Raw genomic sequence first — 24,829 nt, 5'->3', positions numbered from 1 at the left:
GCTCCTTATGCACGTTTCACATCAACGAGGTTAGTATGTTGAGGATTACCTTTTACGAGTGCAGACGGCTGCTGAGTCGTTAGCGTATTAATACAACCACCAATATCAACGCCTTCGCTATCAAGTTCACGCCATGCCCCTTGAGGAACCGCAATCACGCCTGGTAATACCCGCGCCGTTACTTTCGCCTTAATTTTTATGCGCCCTCTATCATTGAAAATCTCAGTGAGATTGCCATCTTGGATACCTCGAGCGGATGCATCGATTGGGTTTATCCAATATTGATGTGGTACAGCCTCACGCAATACCGCGACATTAAAGTAGGATGAATGCGCATGGCCTTTATCATGAAAGCCCGTCATTTGTAGTGGGTATTTTTCCCTTGCCTTTGTATTTTCAACCCCTTCTGTATTCACACAGTATTCAGGCACTGCGGGAATACGTTGGTCATCAGGGTAGTCCCATTCTTGGGCTATTTTTGCTAAGCGTGCTGAGTAAATTTCAATTTTACCTGATGGCGTTGGCAGCGGGTTTTCGGTTGGTGAATCCCGATAAGACTTCAGTGCAATATAGTCTGCACTATTTGCGAGTTTCCTATCAACAATCCCCATGTCATTGGTTTCTTCGAAAGTGGGTAACTGTGGATTTTTTTCACGCATTTGGTTGTAACAATGTTCTATCCATTGCTCATGAGTTCGCCCCTCAGTAAATTGGTCTTTAATCCCCAATTTGTCAGCAATATCAGTTAAAACATCGTAAGATTGTCGGCATTCCCACAGCGGTGTGATCGCATTTTGCAGGCGTATCGCATAGTGATAAGCTCCACTTGCATAGGAATTATTGATTAAGTCATTCGACTCAACGCTGCTCACATCAGGTAGAATTAAATCTGCGTAGTTGGTGGATGGCGTCATGTGGATATCCCACACAAGAATAAATTCACAGAGTGATTCATCCGCCAAAATCTTATGGGTTTTATTTAAATCTGAGTGTTGATTTCCCGTCACATTACTAGCGTAATGCCAAAGAAATTTTACGTTGGTTTCAAGCTTGTCCTTTCCTAATAGCGTGGCATTTTCCGCTGTCATTTCAGTACCGCGGACAATGGCATCAGTCCACATAAAACACGGGATTTTAGTTTTTACAGGGTTTGGTATCGCAAATCCAGGAACGGGATAAGCTACGTTACCGCCCCATCCCCCTGCATTGGTGCCTGCTCGACCAATATTGCCCGTCACGATAGGCAACATCATCACCGCCCGTGCAGCTTGTTCCCCTGATGCGGTTCTTTGTAAGCCCCAACCTTGCGAAATCCACGCGGCCTTGGCATTGCCCAATTCACGAGCCAATTGAATGATCCGCGTTGGTGATACCCCCGTTATTTTGCTCGCCCATTCTGGTGTTTTTTCGACACCATCTTCACCGAACCCTAAAATGTAATCTTTATAGGAGGCATTTTTAGGGGCCGAGTCTGGTAATGTTTGGCTATCCCACCCAACACAATATTGTGCGAGAAAAGCTTCGTCTGTTAATTCTTCTTTAATTAAAGTATGAATGATAGCAGCAACGAGCGCACCATCCGTTCCAGGATAAATAGGTATCCACTCTGCGCCTAATGTTGTCACACTATCCGTACGACGCGGGTCGATAATAATCACTTTTGCTTTGCTTTTTTCTAATGCTTGCAAGGTTTCATAGAATTGCCCACCACCTGACATGCGCGTTTCTGCAATGTTGTGCCCAAACATAACAACGAGATCGCTGTTGGCAATTTCAGATAAAAGGGAATCATCCAACTTGCCATATACATAAGGGATCACGCCGTTTATCTGTGCTGTTGAATATGTTCCGTGTTGGTCAAGAAAGCCACCAAGCTGATTTAATAAACGTTTACAGGCATTACGCCCTTGTAAATTAGCCCCTGTCGAACCCGAGCCATATTGGTAATAAATCGCTTCATTGCCGTACTTATTAATTGTCTCTTTTAATTTTTCAGCAACAATGGTTGTCGCTTCATCCCAACTAATACGTTTAAATTTGCCTTCTCCCCGTTTACCAACACGGATCATTGGGTATTTTATTCTGTCTGGGTTATAGGTTTTCCAACGAACAGAACGCCCTCTTAAGCAAGGGCGTATCTGGTGTAAACCAAATTGACTGTCATCGTACATCGTTTCATTAGAAATACGGGTAATAACATCATCTTTGACATGAACTTTTAGTGGACAGCGGCTTCCGCAGTTCACTAAACAGGCGCTATATTTGATTTTTTCATTAATTTCATCTGGCTGGGTTTTAGCCATTGAAGCGGCTTGAGCCGTAAAAGGTAATGAGATAGAACCTGCAACGGCAGTTGCTGTTGCGGCTGAGGCAGAGACTTGAATAAATCGTCTCCTGCTTAACGCTTTCTTTCCTAAGTGATTAATCATTACATTGCTACCTTCTAATTATTATTAAATAAACTAAAAAATATATTTTTATAATAATTAGATAGTAGGCATGTATTTTGTAAGGTTAATTGATATGCATCAACCAAGATGAGTTTGTGAATATGTTGGCTACTTAAACCCAATAATCCATGGTTTTTGTTAAATTATAACGCATAATCAACTAGTAAAAGTCAGAACTTCAAAAAAGAATGTTTATAGAAATTATAGATTTACTACTCTAATGTTTACTTGACTGCTTTTGCTATTCCCTATAGCACCAAGACAAAATAAGAAGAAACCCATAATAGGTTTCTCCTTTAAATTTTGAGCACCGTTAAATTAGTACTTTTTCCGTAATAGAAATAAAGTCCTTCATCGCTTCTACAGTAAGCCCATCAACGCAATAATGTGTGAACTCATCCGTTTCACTATTAGATGCCATCGTCACGCCCACTTTACGGTAATTCATGGTTGATGGTACCGTTTTACCTGCAGAACTGTGTACTTCAGTTAAACCAATTTCCATAAACTTACTTAAATTAGCTAAACGAACCCCCGCACCTGCCATAATTTTAGGACCATTGATTTCTTGGCTTTTTTCGTGCAATTCTTTCAATAATGGCAATCCCAATTCTGCACTCTGCTGCTGGCCCGAAGTTAAAATTCGCGCTACACCTAATTCATTTAATTGCTCTAAGGCAAGCAGTGGATTGATGCACATATCAAACGCGCGATGGAAAGTTATATTCATCCCATTGGCGATTTCCATCAACCCATGCATACGGTTAATATCAATGCGCCCTTCACTATCAAGAATGCCAATGACTGCTCCTGGAAACCCCATTTCCTTTATCATGATTAAATCTTCACGAATAACGTCAAATTCGCTAACGTTATAGCAAAAATCACCACCACGAGGACGAATAATGGGATGAACTGGAATGTGAAGTTTTTCTCTTGCTAATTTCAGATAGCCATAGCTTGGTGTTAGACCGCCATCTGCGGCACCAGAGCATAATTCGATACGGTCAGCACCGTATTCTTGCGCTACTTGAGCACATTCAATTCCGAAACAGCAAATTTCCAGTTTCGCCATGATTACCTCCAAATGTGGTAATAAAGCCCATGCTTTAAATTCCCCTAATACAAATAGATAGGGGTAGAATAATAATTGTTAATACCGTTTTGAATAATGCCATTTATTAAAAAATGTTATCGGATGGATATCACACCCCGAAAAAAACACTGGCACTATTGATCAATAACGTTAATTGCATCACTTATTTTTCACTTTCAATTATCTTTTTTAGCGTAAATGGGTGGTATTTGACGGTTATTTTACCATTTGACACTGCCAATGTTGGATTGGGCAAACGTTCTTGCTGCCCTTTAGGCTGACTTACTTTCACATTAAATCCGATTGGAAGAGGGTTCGGCAGTAATGCTCGTGCCGTTTTTTCCAATTCTGCGGGAGGCACATTAATCACCATTTCAATATGTTCCCAACTTTCTTGTGGGTATTTTTTATCTTTTGGAAACGGTAGCTCAACGATAAATACACTCTGCCCAGCAATTTGTAGTGGTTGGCTAAGTTCATATAAACGAATTGGCCTGCCATTGATGATATTATCGGAAATAATCTGCCCGCATTGCAATAAACCTTCATGCCAGCGCTGTGCTGTTTCAAGGTAGTGGCAGCGTACTGAAATATGATCGATAACGTAAGCCGTTAATGACACATCAAGTTGTTTCGCCATTAATTGCAACTGGTTGGCAAATTTAGGTAAGTCTTCCCATAAATCGTTTAATTGTGGAACTTCACGAAATGGCAGCACAACAAAAACCTCTTTTTATCTACTTATCATCTAAACAATGGCGCTGACTGTAGCATGAGTCCCCCAAAATATGGTATAAAACCTGCCGATTTTTCTCTTCCACCTTTTAGTTCTCCACATGTGATGGCACAATGTGGTAACTATGTTCGTAATTTAAGGTAATTCAGTGAATATTCAGGCGATTCTTTCAGACAAAATTAGTACTGCAATGCTTGCAGCGGGCGCTCCAGCAGACAGTGATGCACTCGTGCGTCAATCCGCTAAAGCCCAATTTGGTGATTATCAAGCCAACGGCGTCATGGGCGCGGCTAAAAAACTGGGGATGCCACCACGACAACTCGCTGAACAGATCCTCAATCATTTAGATTTAGATGGTATTGCCAGCAAAGTGGAAATTGCTGGACCAGGCTTTATTAATATCTTCCTTGAACCTTCTTGGGTTGAAAAACACGTTGAAGAAGCATTAGCCTCCCAACGTTTAGGCCTTGCCCCTGTAAAAGCCGAAACCATCGTTATCGACTATTCTGCACCTAACGTGGCAAAACAAATGCACGTTGGTCACTTGCGCTCAACCATTATTGGTGACGCTGCTGCACGTACGCAAGAATTTATCGGTCACCGCGTGATCCGCGCTAATCATGTTGGCGACTGGGGAACTCAGTTCGGTATGCTCATTGCTTATCTTGAAAAAGTGCAAAACGAAAGCGCCAATGACATGGCGCTCGCTGATCTGGAAGAGTTTTATCGCGAAGCTAAAAAACACTATGACGAAGATGAAGAATTTGCGGTACGTGCTCGTGGTTATGTCGTAAAACTGCAATCAGGTGATGAATACTGCCGTGAAATGTGGCGTAAGCTTGTTGATATCACTATGCAGCAGAATCAAGAAACCTACAAACGCCTAAATGTCACTTTAACTGAAGACGATGTAATGGGTGAAAGCTTATATAACAGCATGTTACCAGGCATTGTCGCTGATTTAAAAGCCAAAGGTTTAGCCGTTGAAAGTGAAGGCGCTACCGTCGTTTTCCTTGATGAATTTAAAAATAAAGAAGGCGAACCGATGGGCGTGATCGTCCAGAAAAAAGACGGCGGTTTCTTATACACCACCACTGACATCGCTTGCGCCAAATACCGTTACGAAACGCTCCATGCCGATCGCTCATTATATTACATCGATTCACGTCAGCACCAACATTTGATGCAAGCTTGGACTATCGTCCGTAAAGCGGGTTATATCCCTGAGACAATGGCACTTGAACACCACATGTTTGGAATGATGCTGGGTAAAGACGGGAAGCCATTTAAAACCCGTACAGGTGGTACTGTACGTTTATCTGACTTATTAGATGAAGCCGTTGAACGTGCACAAGCGCTGATCCGCGAGAAAAACCCAGACATGCCTGAAGACGAGCTACTGAATGTGGCGAATGTCGTTGGTATTGGCGCAGTAAAATATGCAGACCTATCGAAAAACAGAACAACGGACTACATTTTCGATTGGGATAACATGTTAGCGTTTGAAGGAAACACCGCACCGTATATGCAATATGCGTATACCCGTGTTGCTTCTATCTTCAAAAAAGCCAACTTAACTCAAGCAGATCTGACTTTACCAATTTCACTGCAAGACCCACGTGAAATCGCACTGGCGACACGTTTATTGCAGTTTGAAGAAACCATTCTCACTGTTGCGCGTGATGGAACGCCACATGTGATGTGTGCTTACCTGTATGAACTTGCAGGCCTATTCTCTTCTTTCTACGAACACTGCCCAATTTTATCGACCGAAGATGACGCTGTACGCCAAAGCCGTTTAAAACTGGCGGCGTTAACGCAAAAAACCTTAAAAACAGGTTTAGATACATTAGGTATTGAAACAGTCGAAAGAATGTAATCACGTTCGCATTATTTAATTAACAGCTCGCCTCGGTGGGCTGTTTTTCTTTTCGTCGCGTAAGTAACTTTTGCGTCAAAGTCTGTATTTCTTCAACGTTTTCATTCGCACAATTTTGTAAGACTAGATTCCACTTACACAATGTTTTTGCTTTTTCACAAAGTTCAGGGTCATGCCCTAAACGATTATTATCCTTTAACCACCTAGCCACACTAGCCCAATCCCACAAAGGTGAGTTGCCACTTAAACGTTGTACTGGGGCTGGAAAATTGCCTTTTCCTCTTGACCCATCTTTTAATAATGCAACCGCTTGGCGTGTTAACCCTGCTAACTCTGCAATATCACTTAAACCAACCAGCGTGCTATCAACTGATGCCACTTGCATTGAGATTTCTGCGCTCTCAATATCAGCAATTGCCGTTTCAATAGCCGCATCCAGTGAACTCGCCTCTCTATCAAACTCTAAATAAACGGAATTACCATAGTAGCACACCAAGGCATCATCACAGCCTGCCGTAAATAAAGCATCTTCTAAGCCCGTGGTATCTACCGTTACCCCAGAAAGTGTTAACGTGAATGCGTATTGCGCCATCAAAGCTCCTTAATCTCTTTTTTATCATCTAATAAGCGGCCTAAGCCGCTATAATTATTTCGAAAGTGCAATACAGTGATCCACTTTCCGGATGATCTGCTTGGCATGGTTTTCCATCACTCTTGGTGTTGACCAAACACTCATCATATGTGTTTTGTGCTCATCAACAGCGTTACCACAACGTAATTTACAAAATGTATGTGATGAACTCCCTGCACTCACCCAAAACCAGCCATTAGCAATCGCATATTCAATGGCTGCTTGAATATGCTTGTTCGGATGTTTTTTCATCGCCCTCCGATAAATACACTATAACCAAAAACGTTGACATTGGTCAACATCCTATTTATGCCAATTTCTAGTGGCCTCCTACGCTTTATTGATAAAAAACAAGCGCGCACTAAATATACCGTAAAACAAACAATGAAGGTTATTTTTATCAATAAAAACAATTACTTGATATATCATAAAATAATTATAATATTATTAATTGAGGAATTATTAAAAGAGATGAAAAAATTGGAAATGGATAGAAAATACAATGGGGTTTAAAACGATAGAATATCGAGACAAAAAAGCCCAAATTAATGGGCTTTCATTAAATTAACAGACTTTCAGCATGTTACGCGATGCTTCTCTTCATAAAATCACGTGGGCGGAAACCTAATATATATAAAGCAACAAAATAGCTACCAGCTCCGACAATCACCACACCAATTAAGCGCAACATACGCATGAGCATATTCCCTTCTTGCCAAGATGGCATAAAGTGCAGCAGGCCAAATAACACCGCGCCCATTACAACTAACGCAATCAGTAGCTTAAATAAGAAACCTTTCCACCCTGCAAGCGGTTGGAAAATATCTTGTTTACGTAATTGCCAATACAGAACACCTGCATTAAAACAAGCCGCTAAGCCAATAGATAATGCCAAACCAGCATGTTGTAAAGGCCCTATAAAGGCTAAGTTCATTAATTGCGTCAAAATTAAGGTCACGATGGCAATTCTAACTGGAGTACGAATATCTTGGCGTGAATAGAAACCAGGCGCTAAAATCTTCACTAAAATCATGCCTGTTAGCCCTACACAATAGGCTATCAATGCATATTGTGTCATTAACGAATCATGTGCGGTAAAGTTACCATATTGGAATAATGAAACCGTCAGCGCTTCAGATAAGATAGCTAAACCAAGAGCACATGGTAATGCTAATAGCAGGCAAAGACGCAGTCCCCAGTCCATTAATTGTCGATATTCATTCTGGTTTCCACTCGTAAAGCTCTTCGCGAGAGATGGCAGCAAGATCGTTCCCAAGGCCACACCAAGCACTCCAGAGGGTAACTCCATCAATCTGTCCGCATAGTACATCCACGAAACAGACCCTGACTGTAGGAATGAGGCGAATATAGTATTAATAATTAATGAGATTTGCGCGACTGACACACCGATAATCGCAGGCCCCATCATTTTCATTACACGCCAAACACCGCTATCGCGAAATGACAGGCGCGGCAACACTAACATACTAATTTTCTTTAAATGGGGAAGCTGGTAGACCAATTGTAGCACCCCCCCCACTAATACCGCCCATGCCAGTGACATGATCGGCGGGTCAAAGTAAGGTGCGGCAAACGCAGCAAAAATGATCATACTCACATTGAGTAGTGTGGGTGCAAAGGCGGGTACAGAGAAGCGGTTCCACGTATTTAAAATTGCCCCAGCAAGGGAAGCGAGTGAGATTAGAAAAATATAGGGAAATGTGACTCGCAACAGGTCGGTTGTTAACGCAAACTTATCCGCATCATCAGTAAAGCCAGGGGCTGTCACATAGATAATCCAGGGCGCCGCAATCATGCCCAATACAGTGACTATCGCTAAAGCAAGGGTGAGCATCCCCGCAATATAAGCGACAAATGTACGTGTAGCTTCTTCACCTTGTTGGTTTTTATATTCCGCTAATATGGGGACAAATGCTTGAGAAAATGCCCCTTCTGCAAAAATCCGACGTAACAGATTTGGCAATTTAAACGCGACAAAAAAAGCATCGGCAGCGGCGCCTGCACCAAATACCCGAGCAATGATGGCATCGCGAATAAAACCAAGGACCCGAGACATCATGGTCATTGAGCTTACTGCCGCCAGCGATTTTAATAAATTCATGATTGATAGACTAAAAGTAAACAATCGTATCAGTTTAACAGCGCGGGCTGCCACTGACTACGATTGAAAAGTAAATTAAGAGTTTACGCTTTATTCATTGCCCAAGAATTATCCGTCAATGCAGTTAATACATGGTCACGCCACTCACCATTGATTTGTAAGTATTGCCTTGCATAGCCTTCACGCTCAAAACCAAGCTTGGCCAATAGATTACCACTACGCATATTATGAGGCATATAGTTTGCCATGATGCGGTGCATTTTCTGATGTTGTTGCATATAGCGAGTTACTTGGGTTAACGCTTCAAACATCAAGCCTTGCCCTTGCCATTTTTCGCCCAGAGAATACCCTAAATAGCACGCATGGAATGAGCCACGCAGGACATTACTAAAATTTGCTACTCCAATCACCTCGTTTTCTTCTTTATCTAATAGTAGGAAATGATAAGCACTACCTTCGCGATGCATTTCATTCATCACTTGCAAACGATTTTGCCAGCCAGCGGGTTGATAGTGAGAGTTATCTCGAGTCGGTTCCCAAGGGATAAGAAAGTCTTTATTCAAGCTGTAATAATCAGCTAGGCGATAATTATCTCGCTCATAAGTCAAACGAATAATCATTCTATCAGTGATCAGGCGTACCTTCGGTACATTTGAGCGATAACCAAACATCGTTAACCCTTTATTAATTTAAAATAGCTAGATTCCCTAGCCGTGCATATTTATTCGTTAGCTAAATAGCAAAGTGTAGCATTCTCTATTATTGATGAGCATCTAAAATCAGTCAGTCAAATAGATGAATTATCTTGCTCTCAATTTTCAATTCTTCAATAGTTTGCATTGCAGCTAGGCGGCAAACGCAGCTATCCCTATGAGCATACAAAAGTATGTGATTAGGGGAGCTAAGTGTAGCCAACAACGCTGCGGTGCAAAATATGACGATTTAACGTCTTCTCTTACTAACTCTTTCAATAGCCTAAGTAGTTTGCATTGCAGCTAGGCGGCAAACGCAGCTATCCCTATGAGCATACAAAAGTATGTGATTAGGGGAGCTAAGTGTAGCCAACAACGCTGCGGTGCAAAATATGACGATTTAACGTCTTCTCTTACTAACTCTTTCAATAGCCTAAATAGTTTGCATTGCAGCTAGGCGGCAAACGCAGCTATCCCTATGAGCATACAAAAGTATGTGATTAGGGGAGCTAAGTGTAGCCAACAACGCGGCGGTGCAAAATATGACGATTTAGCGTCTTCTCTTGCTAACTCTTTCAATAGCCTAAATAGTTTGCATTGCAGCTAGGCGGCAAACGCAGCTATCCCTATGAGCATACAAAAGTATGTGATTAGGGGAGCTAAGTGTAGCCAACAACGCGGCGGTGCAAAATATGACGATTTAGCGTCTTCTCTTGCTAACTCTTTCAATAGCCTAAATAGTTTGTATTGCAGCTAGGCGGCAAACGCAGCTATCCCTATGAGCATACAAAAGTATGTGATTAGGGGAGCTAAGTGTAGCCAACAACGCTGCGGTGCAAAATATGACGATTTAGCGTCTTCTCTTGCTAACTCTTTCAATAGCCTAAATAGTTTGTATTGCAGCTAGGCGGCAAACGCAGCTATCCCTATGAGCATACAAAAGTATGTGATTAGGGGAGCTAAGTGTAGCCAACAACGCTGCGGTGCAAAATATGACGGCTATTGCATCGATAAAAATAAATCATCGATCCTCGATGCCACCCTCGATAAAAAAATATCATCTATTGCTCTCTATTATACTGATATTATTGATAAGTAACATTATGGAACAATCCTCTCTTAGCAATTTTTTAATGGTGTGTCATGGCACAGGTGTCACGGGCAAGAAGCCTTGGTAAATATTTCCTTTTGCTCGACAACATGTTAGTTGTCCTCGGCTTTTTTGTCGTTTTTCCGTTGATTTCAATCCGATTTGTTGACCAACTAGGTTGGGCCGCTGTAGTGGTAGGCTTCGCATTAGGCCTACGGCAATTTGTTCAACAAGGCTTAGGTATTTTTGGTGGCGCAATTGCTGACCGATTTGGTGCTAAGCCTATGATTGTTATTGGAATGCTTTTACGAGCAAGTGGCTTTGCTTTGATGGCAATCGCTTACGACCCTTGGGTGTTGTGGCTATCTTGTGTGCTTTCTGCCCTTGGTGGCACGCTATTTGATCCCCCCAGAACGGCGCTGGTTATCAAACTTACTCGCCCCTACGAACGCGGCCGTTTTTATTCACTTTTATTGATGCAAGATAGTGCTGGTGCTGTTATCGGTGCTTTAATTGGTAGCTGGCTGCTACAATATGATTTCCACTATGTCTGCTGGGCGGGTGCCGTGGTGTTTATCATTGCCGCCATCTGTAATGCATGGTTACTCCCCGCTTATCGTATTTCAACGGTAAGGACTCCGATTAAAGAAGGTATGAACCGTGTTTTAAAAGACAAACGGTTTGTCACCTATGTTGTGACCTTAGCAGGTTACTTTATGCTTTCTGTGCAAGTGATGTTAATGTTCCCAATTGTTGTCAATGAGCTAGCTGGAACACCAACGGCAGTAAAATGGATGTATGCCATTGAAGCTATGATTTCTCTCACTTTGCTTTATCCCATTGCACGTTGGAGTGAAAAACATTTTCGCCTAGAGCAGCGGTTAATGGCAGGCCTATTTTTAATGAGCTTAAGTATGTTCCCAATAGGGATGACAACTTCGTTAAATATGTTATTTGGTTTAATTTGTCTATTCTATTTAGGAACCGTGACTGCCGATCCTGCTAGAGAAACGCTAAGTGCTTCACTTGCAGATCCCCGAGCTCGTGGCAGTTATATGGGCTTTAGCCGTCTCGGCCTTGCCCTAGGTGGTGCTGTTGGTTATACGGGTGGTGGTTGGATGTATGATATTGGGCACCAATGGAATATGCCTCAATTGCCTTGGTTTTTACTGGGGATAATCGGTTTTGTCACTCTGTGGGCGTTACATAAGCAATTTAACCGTAAAAAAATTGAAACAGTCATGTTGAGTGGGCAGTAATGCGCTAAACTAGCGGTATTACTGTAAAAGGAGTCTTTATGAAAAAATTTTTATTGGCCACAATGATTGGTTTTATCACTCTAATAACGGGCTGTAGCCAATTATCTGAATTCAGTATCAGTGAGTCCCAAATAAATAGCTACCTTGCTAATAAAGTAAAATATGACCACAAAGTGGGGATTTCTGGGCTTGCTGATGCAGATATCCAACTGGCGAATTTAAAATCTGAAATAGGCCGTAGTGAGCCAGGTAAAATCGCCCTAAATGGTGATGCTACGGTTAAGTTAGACTCTTTGATTGGAAAAGCAGAGGCGCAAATTAGCTTAACCTTAACGGCTCGCCCAATTTTTGATGCAAAAACAGGGTCTATCTACTTAAAAGAATTGAATATAAGCAATTATAAAGTCACCCCAGAGAACATGGATACCGCCATGTCTGCGGTAATCCCTTATCTAAATAGTTCCCTTGAAACTTTCTTCGAAACACAGCCCGTCTATGTCCTCAACCCAGATAACGGCGCTGCAGAAGCAACAGCCAAAAAATTGGCTAAGGGACTTGAGATTAAACCAGGTAAACTGGTCATTCCATTAGTGGATTAATTTTAACCATAAATTTTTTTGATTGAGAAAAGCATTAAAGGCAACAGAGAAATCTGTTGCCTTTTTAATTCAATCAGAAATATTAATCAATACTGTTTATTATCGCTCTTGAATATAAGTGACAGTGTCACATAAGAGCCTTTCGTTGGCCTTTTTGCATTCCGTAAGTCATGAGGTCTGGCTACCGATAAAACACTCACAAATTAGTCCTCATTAGCCTCGGAATCTAACTCATCGCGCAGCGCAATAACGGCATCACGGGCAATTTGGGCTAATGTGCGATAAAACGCCGTCGTGGCATGGGCTTCGATTTTACCTAAAAATGCGCCGTACCAGCTGAGAATGTAGCTATCAAATAATTCTTCTTGTGCCGCGGTTTCATCTTCGGCGGCTTGATCTTCTAACCAAGAAGCAGCCAATAATAACGCCCCCAATGTGCTCACTGGCGCATCCGTTAAGGTCATGCCTCTAACGGTTAAAAACTCACGGATTTCAGCTTCTGTGACTTCTTCGTCATAATCATTGGCTAGCATTGATACTGTGGCATTTTCACCGACAAACATGGCTTGGTAGTCAGCACTAATCGCTTTAATATCCAATCCTTTCGCCATACGTGCCCACAATTCATCTTGCTCTAGAGGCCATGATGCTTTCAATTTATCCTGCGCAATCATATCCATAAGAGGTTTAACAAGAGCGTCATCAGCGCTGCGTTGGAATAATGTGCCTAAAATACGGCAGACGATTGAGAATTCGTTCATATGGGTTTTCCTATTTAAAATTCAGTTGCGACTCAGCTCTTAAGCTCAGTATACCGAAAAAATAAGAAACGTATTAGAGAAGAAAAACACAACAAAATTGCAAGCTAGCAAAAAGCAGGTAGCTTGCAATTCTTTTAGATGTAATTAGTAACCACGCTCCATATCAACCACTCCCACAGGCGCTTCCCCCGCTTCAATGCGCTTGATATTACTGACAATCATATCCATTGCTTCTTTCGGCTGGGTAAATGCAGCCACATGCGGCGTAATCGCAATACGTGGATGCGTCCAGAACGGGTGCATTTGGGATAAAGGCTCACTCGCAAACACATCTAATGCAGCCCCAGCAACTTGCCCTGCATCCAATGCAGATAATAAATCCTGCTCTATCAAATGTGCACCACGAGCTAAGTTGATGACATAAGCGCCTTGTTGCAATTGGCTAAACAGCTGTTGATTTAAAATCCCAACCGTTTCTGGCGTGCTTGGCAATAAATTGATGACCACACGAGTTCCCGAAAGGAATGCAGGTAATTGCTCATTGCCATAATAACTTTTTACATTAGGGATCTGTTTCTCAGAACGGCTCCACGTTCTGACATGAAAACCAAAGCTGACTAAGCGCTTCGCAACAGCTTGGCCCAATGCGCCAGCCCCCATGACACCAATCACAAACTCTTCATGTTGATAAGCAGGCAGTTGCTTCCATTGACGCTGAGATTGTAACTGCCGATATTCATCCATACGACGAAAGTATGCTAAGACCTTTGCACAGGCATATTCTTCCATTTGGATAGCCATGCCTGTATCTTCAAGGCGCATCACAGGGACACCCGCAGGGAGTGTACCTGGTTTATCTTGCTCTTGCTTTAAGATGGCATCCACACCTGCACCTAATGCAAAAATACCTTTTAAATCATTGCGCCCCGCAAGGCATTCATAGGGTGGCAGCCACACCATAGCGTAATCTGCACTTTGCTTATCCCCTTTTTCCCATTGGCGAATATTAGCTTGTGGTAATCTAGCACGCATTCCTTCAATCCATTGTTCTGAATTAAAGAATGGATGGTAAAATAAAATATTCATGGCAGCTCCTCTTAGGTTTCTAACAGAGTGTGCGCAATGACGTTTATTTTCAAGTCCATACCGCAACCAAGATCACTTTCGTTGAGGATTTTGTTAACTAGCTAACGAATTTTATGCTTAATCCTTGCAGTTCTTATTAACATTAAAAAAATGATTTATCTTAACAAGCAACAATTAAGATTAGATATTATACAAATTGATTTTTATTTAGCTAAACGGACATAAAAGTAAGAAAAAGAATCAATAGGGAGTTGACGCAAGACGCTATTTTCCCTATAGTAGCGCCCCGTTGCACAGCAGGATTTCTCTCTGGTCTGCAACGGATTTAGAAAAAACGGTGAGGTGTCCGAGAGGCTGAAGGAGCACGCCTGGAAAGTGTGTATACGGCAACGTATCGAGGGTTCGAATCCCTCCCTCACCGCCATTTTTTCTACTAGTTTTCCTCTTCTTTTATCTGTAGTTTCCCTTTATTTTCATTATTCTTTTGCTCAATACCAATACCTCGCTCATGATATTCACGGCTAATATCTTCCCATAACTCTGCATTTTCTATCCCTGCAACTTTTGGACTGAACACAGGGTCAACACCTAATTTTTCCTGCCGTTCATAATCTCGCAGCGCTCTTAGTGCAGGTTTAGAAAGAAACACTATCGCAATTAAATTTAGGTAACTCATACTACCAAACCCAATATCACCTAAGCTCCACATTAAGCTCACTGATTGCACGCTACCCATAAACACAATAATTAAGAACACAAACTTAAGTATCAGTTTTAAAACAGGATAAGCAAGTTTGCGGTCAAGGTAGACAATGGTTGTTTCAGCAATATAGTAATAAGCCATTAAGGTTGTGAATGCGAATAAGAATACTGCTATCGACACAAAGCCTGAGCCCGCAGAGGTAAACACGGTAGAAACCGCCATCTGTGTCCATGCGGTTCCTGCTGCAACACCTGGTACATATTCCACCAGCGCGGTTGCAGAACCATCGGGGAATACATTGTACATATTGGTGACAAGGATCATTAAGCCTGATGCTGTACAGACTACAACCGTATCAATATAAATGGAGAATGCTTGAATAAGCCCTTGTTTTACTGGATGACTCACTTCTGCAGCCGCTGAACTAAATGTTGCCTCACCAGCACCTGCCACATTGGAAAATACCGCGCGACGAACACCCCATGATACTGCGGTTCCAACAATCCCACCAAATACCGCATCCATACCCAATGCACTTTGGAAGATTAAATTAAACATCGCTGGTACTTTTTCATAATGGCTGCCCAAAATAATCACCATCATCACCAAGTAAGCTATCGCCATCAAGGGAACGATTTTATCTGCTGCACTTGCGATACGTTTCACGCCACCAAAGATAAGCCATGCCATTAATACGGTGACAATCGCCCCAGTCGCCATCGGAGGAAGGTTAAACGATGTCTGGAAAGAGTCAGCAATGGTGTTAGCCTGAATACCTGGCACTAATACACCGTAAGATAAACAAATTACGGCGGCAACAATGATGGCAAACGGCTTCAACTTTAACCCTTTTTCAATATAATAAGGGGAACCACCGCGATATTGCCCATCTGAACGTTGTTTATAGATTTGAGCAAGTGTAGATTCAATAAAGGCACTCGCGCCACCTAATAGCCCCATGACTACCATCCAAAAAATGGCACCTGGCCCACCAGCAGCTATTGCAGTAGCAACCCCCGCAATATTGCCAACACCAACACGGCCTGACAATGCTAAACAGAAAGCTTGGAAGGAAGAAATCCCCTCTTTTGATGCTTTATTTTCCTTTAATAAACAAATCATTTTGATGAGATAGCGAAATTGCACGCCACGAGTCGCTAAAGTGAAGTAGAGTCCTACGCCCAGTGATAAAAACACCAGTGCATTACCCCATATGTAACCAACGATGGTATTAACGATGGCTTCCATTTTGTACTCCTTCGTTATTGTAATTGTTTATTGTGTGTTTGCAGGGTAAAAAAAAACCTGAGCATTGTAGACTCAGGTCAACGTTATTTATTGGTGAACAAACCAGATAACTTTGGTTTGGCTATACTGTTCAAAAGCCTCTAGGCCATTGTCTTTTCCGCCAAAACCTGATTGACGGAAACCACCAAATGGCGTGGTAATATTCCCTTCACTAAAACCATTGACTGAGACCGTTCCCGCACTAATTTGGCGAGCAACGCGCATGGCTCGGTGGACGTCTTGACTATAAAAAGAGGCCGCTAACCCATATTGTGTCTTATTGGCTAGCGTAATTGCCTCTTCTTCCGTTTTGAATGAGGTTACTGCTAAGATAGGGCCAAAAACTTCTTCTTTAAACAACGACATATCTGAAGTCACATTATCGAAAATTGTCGGCTCGATATACCACCCAGAACCAATTTCATGGTGAACGCGACCACCAATAGCGATTTTCCCCCCTTCTTGCTTTGTGATATCTAAAAACGATTTCACTTTATCAAAGTGCGCTTTTTCAACCATCGGCCCAATTGATACATCCGCTTGCCTCGGGTCACCCACTTTCCATTCTTTTGCTGCAATCGCCAGTTTATCCAGCAGAGCTTGTTTAATATTTTCATGCACAATTAAGCGAGAACCGCAGCTACAGTTTTCACTCATATTCCAAAAGGCGGCGGCCATGATATGGGGAACAGCCGCATCAAGGTTGGCATCTTCAAATACAACCTGTGGACTTTTGCCACCACATTCGAGAACAATTTCTTTTAAGTTGCTTTCCGCTGAGTATTTTAAAAATAAGCGCCCCACTTCGGTTGACCCTGTGAAGGACACCACATCCACGTCTGGGTGACGTCCCAGTGCTTCGCCCACTTTTTCGCCCAGCCCACAAACTAAGCTGAGCGCCCCCTTCGGTACACCTGCCTCATAAGCTAGCTCAACCATTCGATAAGCACTCAGTGACGTTAGCTCCGCGGGTTTCACAATCACAGAGTTGCCGATAGCAAGTGCAGGCGCAACTTTCCATGCAAACATTTGAGCTGGGAAATTCCAGGGTAGAACCGCGCACACAACCCCAATAGGCTCGCTAACTATCAACCCTAATTCTTGTTGGCTTGTTGGTGCTATTTTTCCAAATAATTTATCAATCGCTTCGGCATACCAATAAAAGGTTTCAACGGTTGCTGGCATATCGGTATTGATACATTCGGTAATGGGTTTTCCCGCATCAATGCAATCAAGTGCTGCAAGTTCTTCGCTGTGTTCAGCAATTAAATCCGCCCACTTGAGCATCACCTCTTTGCGTTTTTGAGGAGAAAGTGCACTCCACTCACCGCTTTTAAAGGTATTTCGAGCAACTTTTACTGCAGCATCAACATCTCTTGCTTCACCGTCAGCGATATAGCCAATAAGGCTATTGTCAATGGGAGTTCGGTTTTCTAATTTAGGTTGAGAAATATTCACCCCATCAATTAAATTACCCGCCCATAGTTTTCCTTGCTTGGCGAGTTCAAAAACCTGCTGTTGATTTAGTTTCATTATCCCCACCTTACCTTTTCACTAATTTGACAAATTCGTCTTTAGCTTCAACAGCTAAATTAGTTAAAGGTAAACGCACAGGGCCTGCGTTAAACGTGCCATTTAAGCAACCTGCTTTGGCTTTTTGGTTATAATCGCCAGACTCCATGGAATAAATTCCTGGGTATATTTCATTCATTATTCTTTTCGCTTCTTGCCAATCTCCTGTTTGTGTCGCCTTAAAAATAGCGACTTGTTCAGCAGGGAACACATTGCCTGCACCCGCTATCCAGCTTTTTGAACCCCAAAAGAAGAAATCAACGGGTTGGTCATCACAACCACAAATCACCTCGAAGTTGTTAAACGGTGTCTGTAATAGGCGTAAAGCACGGCTGAAATCCCCGCTACTCTCTTTAATGGCAACTATGTTGTCGATTTCAGCCAGCTTAACCACAGTTTCGTACTCAATTTCGATACCAATGCGTGCAGGGAAGTTATACATAATGATCGGCAGCGTTGTGGCCTCTGCAACTTTTTTATAATGCCCGTACACGCCTTGTTGGTCAGGCAAACTATACGGTGGTGGTGATAACATTAAACCTTCATATCCAAGGTCTTTTGCTTGTTTTGCGCGCGCGATCGCACCTTCCGTTGATAGATCGTTAATCCCTGCAATCAACGTTACGCGCCCCTTCGCAATTTTGCTCACGGTTGATAAAACGGTTTTGCGCTCATCTTCATTTAACGCGTAGTATTCCCCTGTCGTGCCGCAGACCACTAACCCTGTGACGCCTTGGTCAATAAGCTTTTCAGTTAAATCAGCTAATGCACTAATATTTAATGAATAATCGTCATGAAAAGGGGTAATTAAAGGGACAAGAATGCCATGAAAATTCATCTGAATTCTCCTTAAAATTATAGAAATCGCTCAATGGAAAAAGGGGTGCAGTCGATAACAGTCGGCTGCTCGTGAATAAAACTATTTACAAGGTCAGCCGTGATTGCTGCCTGTGTGAGCCCTAGGTGTTGGTGACCAAATGCAAAAATATACGGGCCTTTATTATCAATGACAGGCAATGAATCTGATGTTGATGGGCGAAACCCCATCCACGGTGTTGATTGTGCATCATTTAATGGCGCCTTTAGCATTGGGGCGGCGAGTGGTAAAAAGTGACGAGCCCGCTGCATATTTGCAGGGCGCTTTAACCCTGCATATTCAACGGTACCAGCAAGGCGTAAACCACCCGCCATCGGGGTCATAATGAAACGCCTGTCCATGCTGGATACGGGAATATTCAGCCGCCCTTGTTCTTGAGGTAGCATTAAATGGTAGCCGCGCTCTGTTTCAAGTGGCACATTAATACGACTAACCATTTTGACTAATGATTTAGAAAATGCGCCGCCTGCAATAACCACTTTTTGCCCTGTAAATTTCCCTTGGGTTGTGGTGATAGAGGCTTCTTTATTTGATGCCGAAGATATCGCAATGACTTCACAGTTGGTCAGTATATTTCCACCTAACTCAACAAATGACTGCGCAAGTTTTGAATGTAATTTTGATAAATCAACCACATGCCCAGTATTTGGGAAAAATAGCCCTCCAAGTTGATTCGTGGCAAGTGCAGGTTCGCGCTCAAGTAACTCGGTTTGATCGATAACCAAGTTGTGTACATTCATGTTTTGTAGAGATTCACCATGTTGATGGAGCTTTTCGAGTGTTTCTTTTTTTTCAGCCACTAATAATGAGCCTTGCATTTTAACAAGGTCGCTGAGTTGCCATTTTTGAATAAAGGCTTGCCACGAGTCAAAAGCCGCACTATTTAACGTCATTAACGTCTGGTGAATGTGGGTAAACGGCTTATGGCGCATGTTACCGACTAGCTTTAACATCCACGGTGTTAGTGGTAATAAGTAACGCCAATCCAAACGTAATGGGCCAAGTGGGTCGAGCAACATTTTCGGAATCGATTTCAATACAGAAGGGTCTGCAATGGGGAAAACTTGCTCAGTTGCAATATGCCCTGCATTACCAAATGACGCCCCAGAGCCAATTTCATTTTTATCCACCAGCAGGACGTCGGTACCATTAGCTTGTGCGGTAAGCGCAATGCTTAGGCCAATAATTCCACCGCCGACAACAATCACTGAATATTGACTCTTCATCGCCATCCCCTTACGCAACCGAAATACCGAAACGAAATGGGTCTTGCGCATCAATCAGCAACGTATTTTGGCCGCTAATATAGGCATTTCCTCGAATTGTAGGAATAATGCCGTTTTCATCCGCGGGCTGGAAACTCGCTTGAAACTCACTGCCAATCACGCTCGCTTGGTGCCAAATTTCTCCCGCTGCGAGTTTTTTATCCGCAGCTAAACAGGCTAATTTGGCACTGGTACCTGTCCCACAAGGGGAGCGGTCATAAGCACCACCAGGGCATAACACAAAACTTTGGCTATCGGCTTTAGGGTGTGAACCAAATAGTTCGATGTGATCAATTTCTTGGTCATTCTTACCAAAGATTTTTTGGTCAACAAGTGCTTGTTTAATTTTCAAACTCACGTCTGTTAGCAATTTAACGTTTTTAAAATCAATCGAAATAGGTGAGTTTTCTACAAGAAAAAACCAATTCCCCCCCCAGGCGATATCCCCTGTGACCATACCGATATCAGGCACATCAACTTGTACTGCTTTACGGTAACGATATGAATATACGTTCTGGATACTCACGCTGCCATCGTTGTGCAGTTCCGCCGTAACATCCCCAACAGGGGTTTCAATCAAATGCTTTCCGTAAGAAATTTTCCCGAGAAAATGCAAGGATGCGACTAAACCTATCGTTCCATGCCCACACATCCCAAGGTACCCTTCGTTATTAAAAAAGATCACCCCTGCCGCGGCTTTCGGATTTTGTGGTTTACATAATAGTGCCCCCACGAGAATGTCATTGCCTCGTGGTTCTAGGATGGTTGTTCTTCGCCATTCGTCATGGTTATCACGCAATATTGCCAAACGTATTGCCATGCTTTCACCACCTAGCTGAGGGAATCCTTCAATCACTAAGCGTGTTGGTTCCCCTGCTGTATGGGAATCTATTACTTCAATTTTAGAATATTCAGATCGCATTGATTAGCACCCTATTAATCATGGTTTGTTAATAGATTGCTTGATTTTTGTTAATCAATCTTGATATCTTTCCATCGAACTTATGCGTTTTTCTGCACAATCTAAAAATATTTAAGAAAATTAGTAACAATAATTTAATATTTGGGGGCGCAGCATGATCAATTTAAATAAGTTATTATTAATCAGCCAAGAAAATATGCTTTTTCCTGTTGATAACATTGAAGTTTTACTAAACCATCTCGGTTTAGTCATGCCGTTAATTAATACACTCCCTAATGTCACTTTTTTTGTGAAAGACCATAATGCACGGTATTTACTTGCCAATGATAACTTGGCGATTCGCTGTAAAAAGAATGGTATTAATGACGTAATTGGTAAAAGCGCAGAAGAGTTATTTCACGCTGAATTAGGGCAAAGTTACAGTTCGCAAGATTACCTTGTGATGGAAAAGAAAATCAGTGTGATTAATAAACTTGAGTTACATCTTTATAAAGCTGGGTTACTTGGCTGGTGTTTAACCACAAAGGTACCCATATTTAACACTCGAAACCAAGTAATTGGTGTAGCAGGGATTTCTGTCGATTTACAGGATATTAAATCTGTTAGTCCTAAATTAAATAACCAACTTAGCCTCGTTGAACGCTATATTAGTGACCATTTTGATACTGCAATTAAAATAACGAAACTTGCGGATATTTCAGGACTTTCACTTTCACAATTAAATCGTCAATTTAAAGCTATTTTTTTAATTACACCGCAACAATATATTCAAAAAAAGCGTCTCGAACATGCCATTGAGTTATTAGAAGATGACCATTCAATTACAGATATTTCAATAAAATGTGCTTACACTGATCACAGTGCTTTTTGTCGCAAATTTAAAGAAATGACCACCATGACACCCAGCCAATTTAAGCGTATGCGTTCAACACTTGATAAGCAAAAAATAATCGCGTGATCGGGTATCTTATTGTTCATCTCTAATCTTACTGAGTATAAAACAAGCTTTGTTTAATCTTTGTTGATTAAGCTAATTTCCTCATTGATTTCAATAGACTAATCGAAAAAAACATCCTACTTTGATCTTAATATGCCTAAGTAAAATAAATTAACTTAAGATAGCTCTTATTGCGGCTATTTATGAATAGCGTATTGATATGTCCAATGTAAGACACTATTGCATGTCATATAAAAGGATAAAAAATGACCATTTATGATCTGAAACCAAAATTTCAAGATCTACTTCGCCCAATCGTTAGTAAATTATTTAATGCAGGGATCACGGCTAATCAAGTGACTTTGGCTGCGTTATTACTCTCCATTATTGTCGGTTTGGTTTTGTTTTTCTTCCCAAACCCACATCTATTTATTTTATTGCCGTTTGTGTTGTTTATCCGCATGGCGCTCAATGCTATTGATGGCATGCTAGCACGAGAACATCATCAAAAAAGCCAATTAGGTGCAATCCTCAACGAATTAGGTGACGTCGTTTCTGATGTCGCGTTATACCTCCCTTTTGCTATTATTTTTCCCCATGCAATTTGGCTAATTTTGCTTATTTTATTTTTCTCACTGTTGACTGAGTTTATTGGTGTCACCTCACAAGCAATAGGTGCGTCAAGACGCTATGACGGCCCTATCGGGAAAAGTGACCGAGCCTTTATTTTTGGTGCTCTCGGATTATTCGTGAGTATTTTTCCTCAGCTTCTGTTCGCTGATTGGATAAATTATCTCTTTATTATTCTATCTTTGTTGCTGCTTTATACCTGCTATAACCGTATCCGCCGTGCATTGGATGAGTTTCGCACGTCTTCGGATAATAATTAAGGAATAATTATGAACGCTCAGACAGATTATCTGACGCAACGCCCTGTTTTAGAATCGCAATTTACAACTAGTGATCACACTTCGCTTTTTTACCGCCACTGGCCAACGGAAACGACAACGGACAAAGCAATTATTTTATTCCATCGTGGTCATGAGCATTCAGGCCGTGTTGCACACCTTGTTGATGAGTTAAACTTTCCTGACTACGCCATGTTCGCTTGGGATGCTCGCGGTCATGGGCGAAATGAAGGTCCAAGGGGCTATAGCCCTTCTCTTGGCACATCCATCCATGATGTCGATGAATTTGTCCGATATGTCTCCACGCAATATCAAATCCCTTTAGAAAATATCATTGTAATTGGGCAAAGCGTGGGGGCTGTGTTGGTTTCCGCATGGGTACATGACTATGCGCCGAAAATTCGTGGGATGGTTCTTGCCTCACCTGCATTTAAAGTTAAACTGTATGTTCCTTTTGCTCGCACAGGGTTAGCTTTAATGCAAAAAATGCGAGGCCTGTTCTATGTTAATTCTTATGTAAAAGCGAAATTTCTTACCCATGATGAACAGCGTATTGATTCGTTTAACCGCGATCCGCTAATCACTCGACCTATTGCCGTTAATATCTTACTTGAATTGTATAAAACAGCCGATCGAGTCGTTGCAGATGCCAACGCAATTACCTTGCCAACTCAATTATTTATATCAGGTAGCGACCATGTTGTTCATCACCGCCCACAGCATCAGTTTTTTGAGCGCTTAAATACACCAATCAAAGAAAAGCACATCTTACCAGGCTTTTATCACGATACTTTAGGTGAGAAAGAGCGTCATATTCCTATCGAAAAAATACGTGATTTTATTAGTAAATTATTTAGTCTCCCTGTTTACCGACATGATTACCAGTACGAAGACACATGGAGCACTAGCGCAGAAAATTACCGTAAACTGGCTACTCCGTTACCCAAATGGTGCCCGAAAAACCTTGCCTTCAAGATTATGAGTAAATCAATGAACACCTTAGGTAAAGCTTCTGAGGGTGTTCGCATCGGTTACGATAAGGGCTTTGATTCAGGATCAACTTTAGACTATGTCTATCGTGATAAAGCGGAAGGAAAAGGCCTATTCGGACGCGTGATTGACAGGCAATACCTCAACAGTATTGGCTGGCAAGGGATCCGTCAGCGTAAAGTCAATATTGAAAATACTTTACGCCAAGCTATCCGTGACTTAACAGATAACAATATGCCAGTACGTATTATGGATATTGCAGCGGGTCAAGGCCGTTATATCTTCGATGCAATTAACGATTATGGCAAAGTTGAATCTGTTCTTTTGCGTGATTACAGCCCAATTAATGTAGAACAGGGGCGTTTACATATAAAAGAGCGTTTCCTTGAAGATAAAATCCATTTTGTGGAAGGCAATGCCTTCGACGCTGATGATTTAGCATCCGTGACGCCTGCGCCTACACTGGGTGTTGTGAGTGGTTTATATGAGCTATTCCCGAGTAACCAACTAATTAGAGCTTCATTAGATGGATTATCCCGAGTCATACCTTCAGGTGGGCTGCTCATTTACACTTGCCAACCATGGCACCCTCAAGTGGAAATGATTGCTCGTGTTTTACCCAGCCACCAAGGCGGACAAGCTTGGGTTATGCGTTGCCGCAGCCAAGGCGAAATGGATGCTTTAGTTGACGAAGCAGGGTTCGAAAAATTAAGTCAATCTATTGATAACTGGGGAATATTCAGCGTATCAATAGCGAGACGCCGTTAATCTTTTAACCTATCATTTGAGGTTGGTTGCCGTCAACGTAGCTAACCTCAAGTTTGCCAATATTGGCTATCTCTATTGCTTCTGATAGGCAAAGCCCCTATGTTGTGAGTTAAATATACATTTTCTTTCTACAAACAGGTAATTGCAGCACTCACTATTTATTCTTAGATGATTTTTAGAGCACAAAGGAATATTGCAA

Annotated in this window: 20 protein-coding genes and 1 tRNA gene; 7 read left to right on the top strand and 14 right to left on the bottom strand. The window is 42.0% G+C overall.

The features are described from left to right. Positions 1-5: 5 nt before the first annotated feature. From M1F05_RS09130 to M1F05_RS09120, 3 genes are all read right to left on the bottom strand, one after another. The gene (locus M1F05_RS09130; RefSeq protein ID WP_206084158.1) at positions 6-2,429 is read right to left on the bottom strand and encodes a DMSO/selenate family reductase complex A subunit; all 2,424 of its coding nucleotides are present in this window, start codon (positions 2,427-2,429) and stop codon (positions 6-8) included. A gap of 334 nt (positions 2,430-2,763) precedes the next feature. Further along, a complete protein-coding gene (gene cutC / locus M1F05_RS09125) occupies positions 2,764-3,525 on the bottom strand; it encodes a copper homeostasis protein CutC (protein WP_206084157.1) in 762 nt (253 codons plus the stop codon). A 184-nt stretch (positions 3,526-3,709) separates the two neighbouring features. Further along, complete coding sequence (locus tag M1F05_RS09120; RefSeq protein WP_206084156.1) at positions 3,710-4,264, bottom strand: VOC family protein; 555 nt, start codon at positions 4,262-4,264, stop codon at positions 3,710-3,712. Between the two features lie 166 nt (positions 4,265-4,430). Here M1F05_RS09120 and argS point away from each other — a divergent pair, with 166 nt between their 5' ends. Beyond that, positions 4,431-6,161: an arginine--tRNA ligase gene (gene argS, locus M1F05_RS09115; RefSeq protein WP_206084155.1), complete on the top strand. Its 1,731-nt coding sequence runs from the start codon at positions 4,431-4,433 to the stop codon at positions 6,159-6,161. Positions 6,162-6,180: 19 nt separating this feature from the next. Here the strand turns inward: argS and M1F05_RS09110 are convergent, their stop codons facing one another. The 4 genes from M1F05_RS09110 to rimJ all read right to left on the bottom strand — a co-directional run bounded on the left by M1F05_RS09110 (position 6,181) and on the right by rimJ (position 9,585). Beyond that, a complete protein-coding gene (locus M1F05_RS09110; protein ID WP_206084154.1) occupies positions 6,181-6,753 on the bottom strand; it encodes a helix-turn-helix transcriptional regulator in 573 nt (190 codons plus the stop codon). A gap of 54 nt (positions 6,754-6,807) precedes the next feature. Beyond that, positions 6,808-7,044, bottom strand: coding sequence for a hypothetical protein (locus tag M1F05_RS09105; RefSeq protein ID WP_206084153.1), 237 nt, complete (start codon positions 7,042-7,044; stop codon positions 6,808-6,810). Positions 7,045-7,375: 331 nt separating this feature from the next. After that, a complete protein-coding gene (gene murJ / locus M1F05_RS09100; RefSeq protein WP_206084152.1) occupies positions 7,376-8,914 on the bottom strand; it encodes a murein biosynthesis integral membrane protein MurJ in 1,539 nt (512 codons plus the stop codon). Positions 8,915-8,997: 83 nt separating this feature from the next. After that, positions 8,998-9,585: a ribosomal protein S5-alanine N-acetyltransferase gene (gene rimJ / locus M1F05_RS09095; protein ID WP_206084151.1), complete on the bottom strand. Its 588-nt coding sequence runs from the start codon at positions 9,583-9,585 to the stop codon at positions 8,998-9,000. A 1,164-nt stretch (positions 9,586-10,749) separates the two neighbouring features. Here rimJ and mdtH point away from each other — a divergent pair. Together mdtH and M1F05_RS09085 are read left to right on the top strand one after the other, a co-directional pair. Further along, a complete protein-coding gene (mdtH, locus tag M1F05_RS09090; RefSeq protein WP_206084149.1) occupies positions 10,750-11,955 on the top strand; it encodes a multidrug efflux MFS transporter MdtH in 1,206 nt (401 codons plus the stop codon). A gap of 38 nt (positions 11,956-11,993) precedes the next feature. Then, entirely contained in the window at positions 11,994-12,554 is a 561-nt protein-coding gene (locus tag M1F05_RS09085; RefSeq protein WP_206084148.1) for a lipoprotein, read from the top strand. Positions 12,555-12,757: 203 nt separating this feature from the next. Here M1F05_RS09085 and M1F05_RS09080 read toward each other — a convergent pair whose 3' ends face one another. Both M1F05_RS09080 and ghrA read right to left on the bottom strand, forming a co-directional pair. Beyond that, on the bottom strand, positions 12,758-13,315 hold the full coding sequence (locus tag M1F05_RS09080; RefSeq protein ID WP_206084147.1) for a molecular chaperone: 558 nt from the start codon (positions 13,313-13,315) through the stop codon (positions 12,758-12,760). Positions 13,316-13,459: 144 nt separating this feature from the next. After that, complete coding sequence (gene ghrA / locus M1F05_RS09075) at positions 13,460-14,401, bottom strand: glyoxylate/hydroxypyruvate reductase GhrA (RefSeq protein WP_206084146.1); 942 nt, start codon at positions 14,399-14,401, stop codon at positions 13,460-13,462. Between the two features lie 336 nt (positions 14,402-14,737). Here ghrA and M1F05_RS09070 point away from each other — a divergent pair. Next, positions 14,738-14,825, top strand: a tRNA-Ser gene (locus tag M1F05_RS09070). Between the two features lie 9 nt (positions 14,826-14,834). On the opposite strand, the gene M1F05_RS09065 is transcribed toward M1F05_RS09070, so the two are convergent. The 5 genes from M1F05_RS09065 to M1F05_RS09045 form a co-directional block, all read right to left on the bottom strand. Then, the gene (locus M1F05_RS09065; RefSeq protein WP_206084145.1) at positions 14,835-16,352 is read right to left on the bottom strand and encodes an alanine/glycine:cation symporter family protein; all 1,518 of its coding nucleotides are present in this window, start codon (positions 16,350-16,352) and stop codon (positions 14,835-14,837) included. 87 nt (positions 16,353-16,439) lie between these two features. Next, complete coding sequence (locus tag M1F05_RS09060; protein WP_206084144.1) at positions 16,440-17,924, bottom strand: aldehyde dehydrogenase; 1,485 nt, start codon at positions 17,922-17,924, stop codon at positions 16,440-16,442. Between the two features lie 10 nt (positions 17,925-17,934). Next, positions 17,935-18,801: a 4-hydroxy-tetrahydrodipicolinate synthase gene (dapA, locus tag M1F05_RS09055; protein ID WP_206084143.1), complete on the bottom strand. Its 867-nt coding sequence runs from the start codon at positions 18,799-18,801 to the stop codon at positions 17,935-17,937. 17 nt (positions 18,802-18,818) lie between these two features. Next, positions 18,819-20,066 carry an NAD(P)/FAD-dependent oxidoreductase gene (locus M1F05_RS09050; protein WP_206084142.1) on the bottom strand — a complete coding sequence of 416 codons (1,248 nt, stop codon included), beginning with the start codon at positions 20,064-20,066 and terminating at the stop codon, positions 18,819-18,821. 10 nt (positions 20,067-20,076) lie between these two features. Then, complete coding sequence (locus M1F05_RS09045; protein ID WP_206084141.1) at positions 20,077-21,027, bottom strand: 4-hydroxyproline epimerase; 951 nt, start codon at positions 21,025-21,027, stop codon at positions 20,077-20,079. A gap of 154 nt (positions 21,028-21,181) precedes the next feature. Between M1F05_RS09045 and M1F05_RS09040 the strand changes: the two genes are divergently transcribed. From M1F05_RS09040 to M1F05_RS09030, 3 genes are all read left to right on the top strand, one after another. Then, positions 21,182-21,985 (top strand): AraC family transcriptional regulator, encoded by an 804-nt coding sequence (locus tag M1F05_RS09040; RefSeq protein WP_206084140.1) that lies wholly within the window; start codon positions 21,182-21,184, stop codon positions 21,983-21,985. A 245-nt stretch (positions 21,986-22,230) separates the two neighbouring features. Continuing rightward, the gene (locus tag M1F05_RS09035) at positions 22,231-22,854 is read left to right on the top strand and encodes a CDP-alcohol phosphatidyltransferase family protein (protein ID WP_206084139.1); all 624 of its coding nucleotides are present in this window, start codon (positions 22,231-22,233) and stop codon (positions 22,852-22,854) included. A 9-nt stretch (positions 22,855-22,863) separates the two neighbouring features. After that, positions 22,864-24,630 (top strand): bifunctional alpha/beta hydrolase/class I SAM-dependent methyltransferase, encoded by a 1,767-nt coding sequence (locus M1F05_RS09030; protein ID WP_206084138.1) that lies wholly within the window; start codon positions 22,864-22,866, stop codon positions 24,628-24,630. Positions 24,631-24,829 lie beyond the last annotated feature (199 nt).

Source organism: Providencia sp. PROV252, assembly GCF_033676005.1.
In the GTDB taxonomy this organism is placed as follows: domain Bacteria; phylum Pseudomonadota; class Gammaproteobacteria; order Enterobacterales; family Enterobacteriaceae; genus Providencia; species Providencia vermicola.
This window is presented reverse-complemented; position numbering and strand designations above follow the sequence as displayed.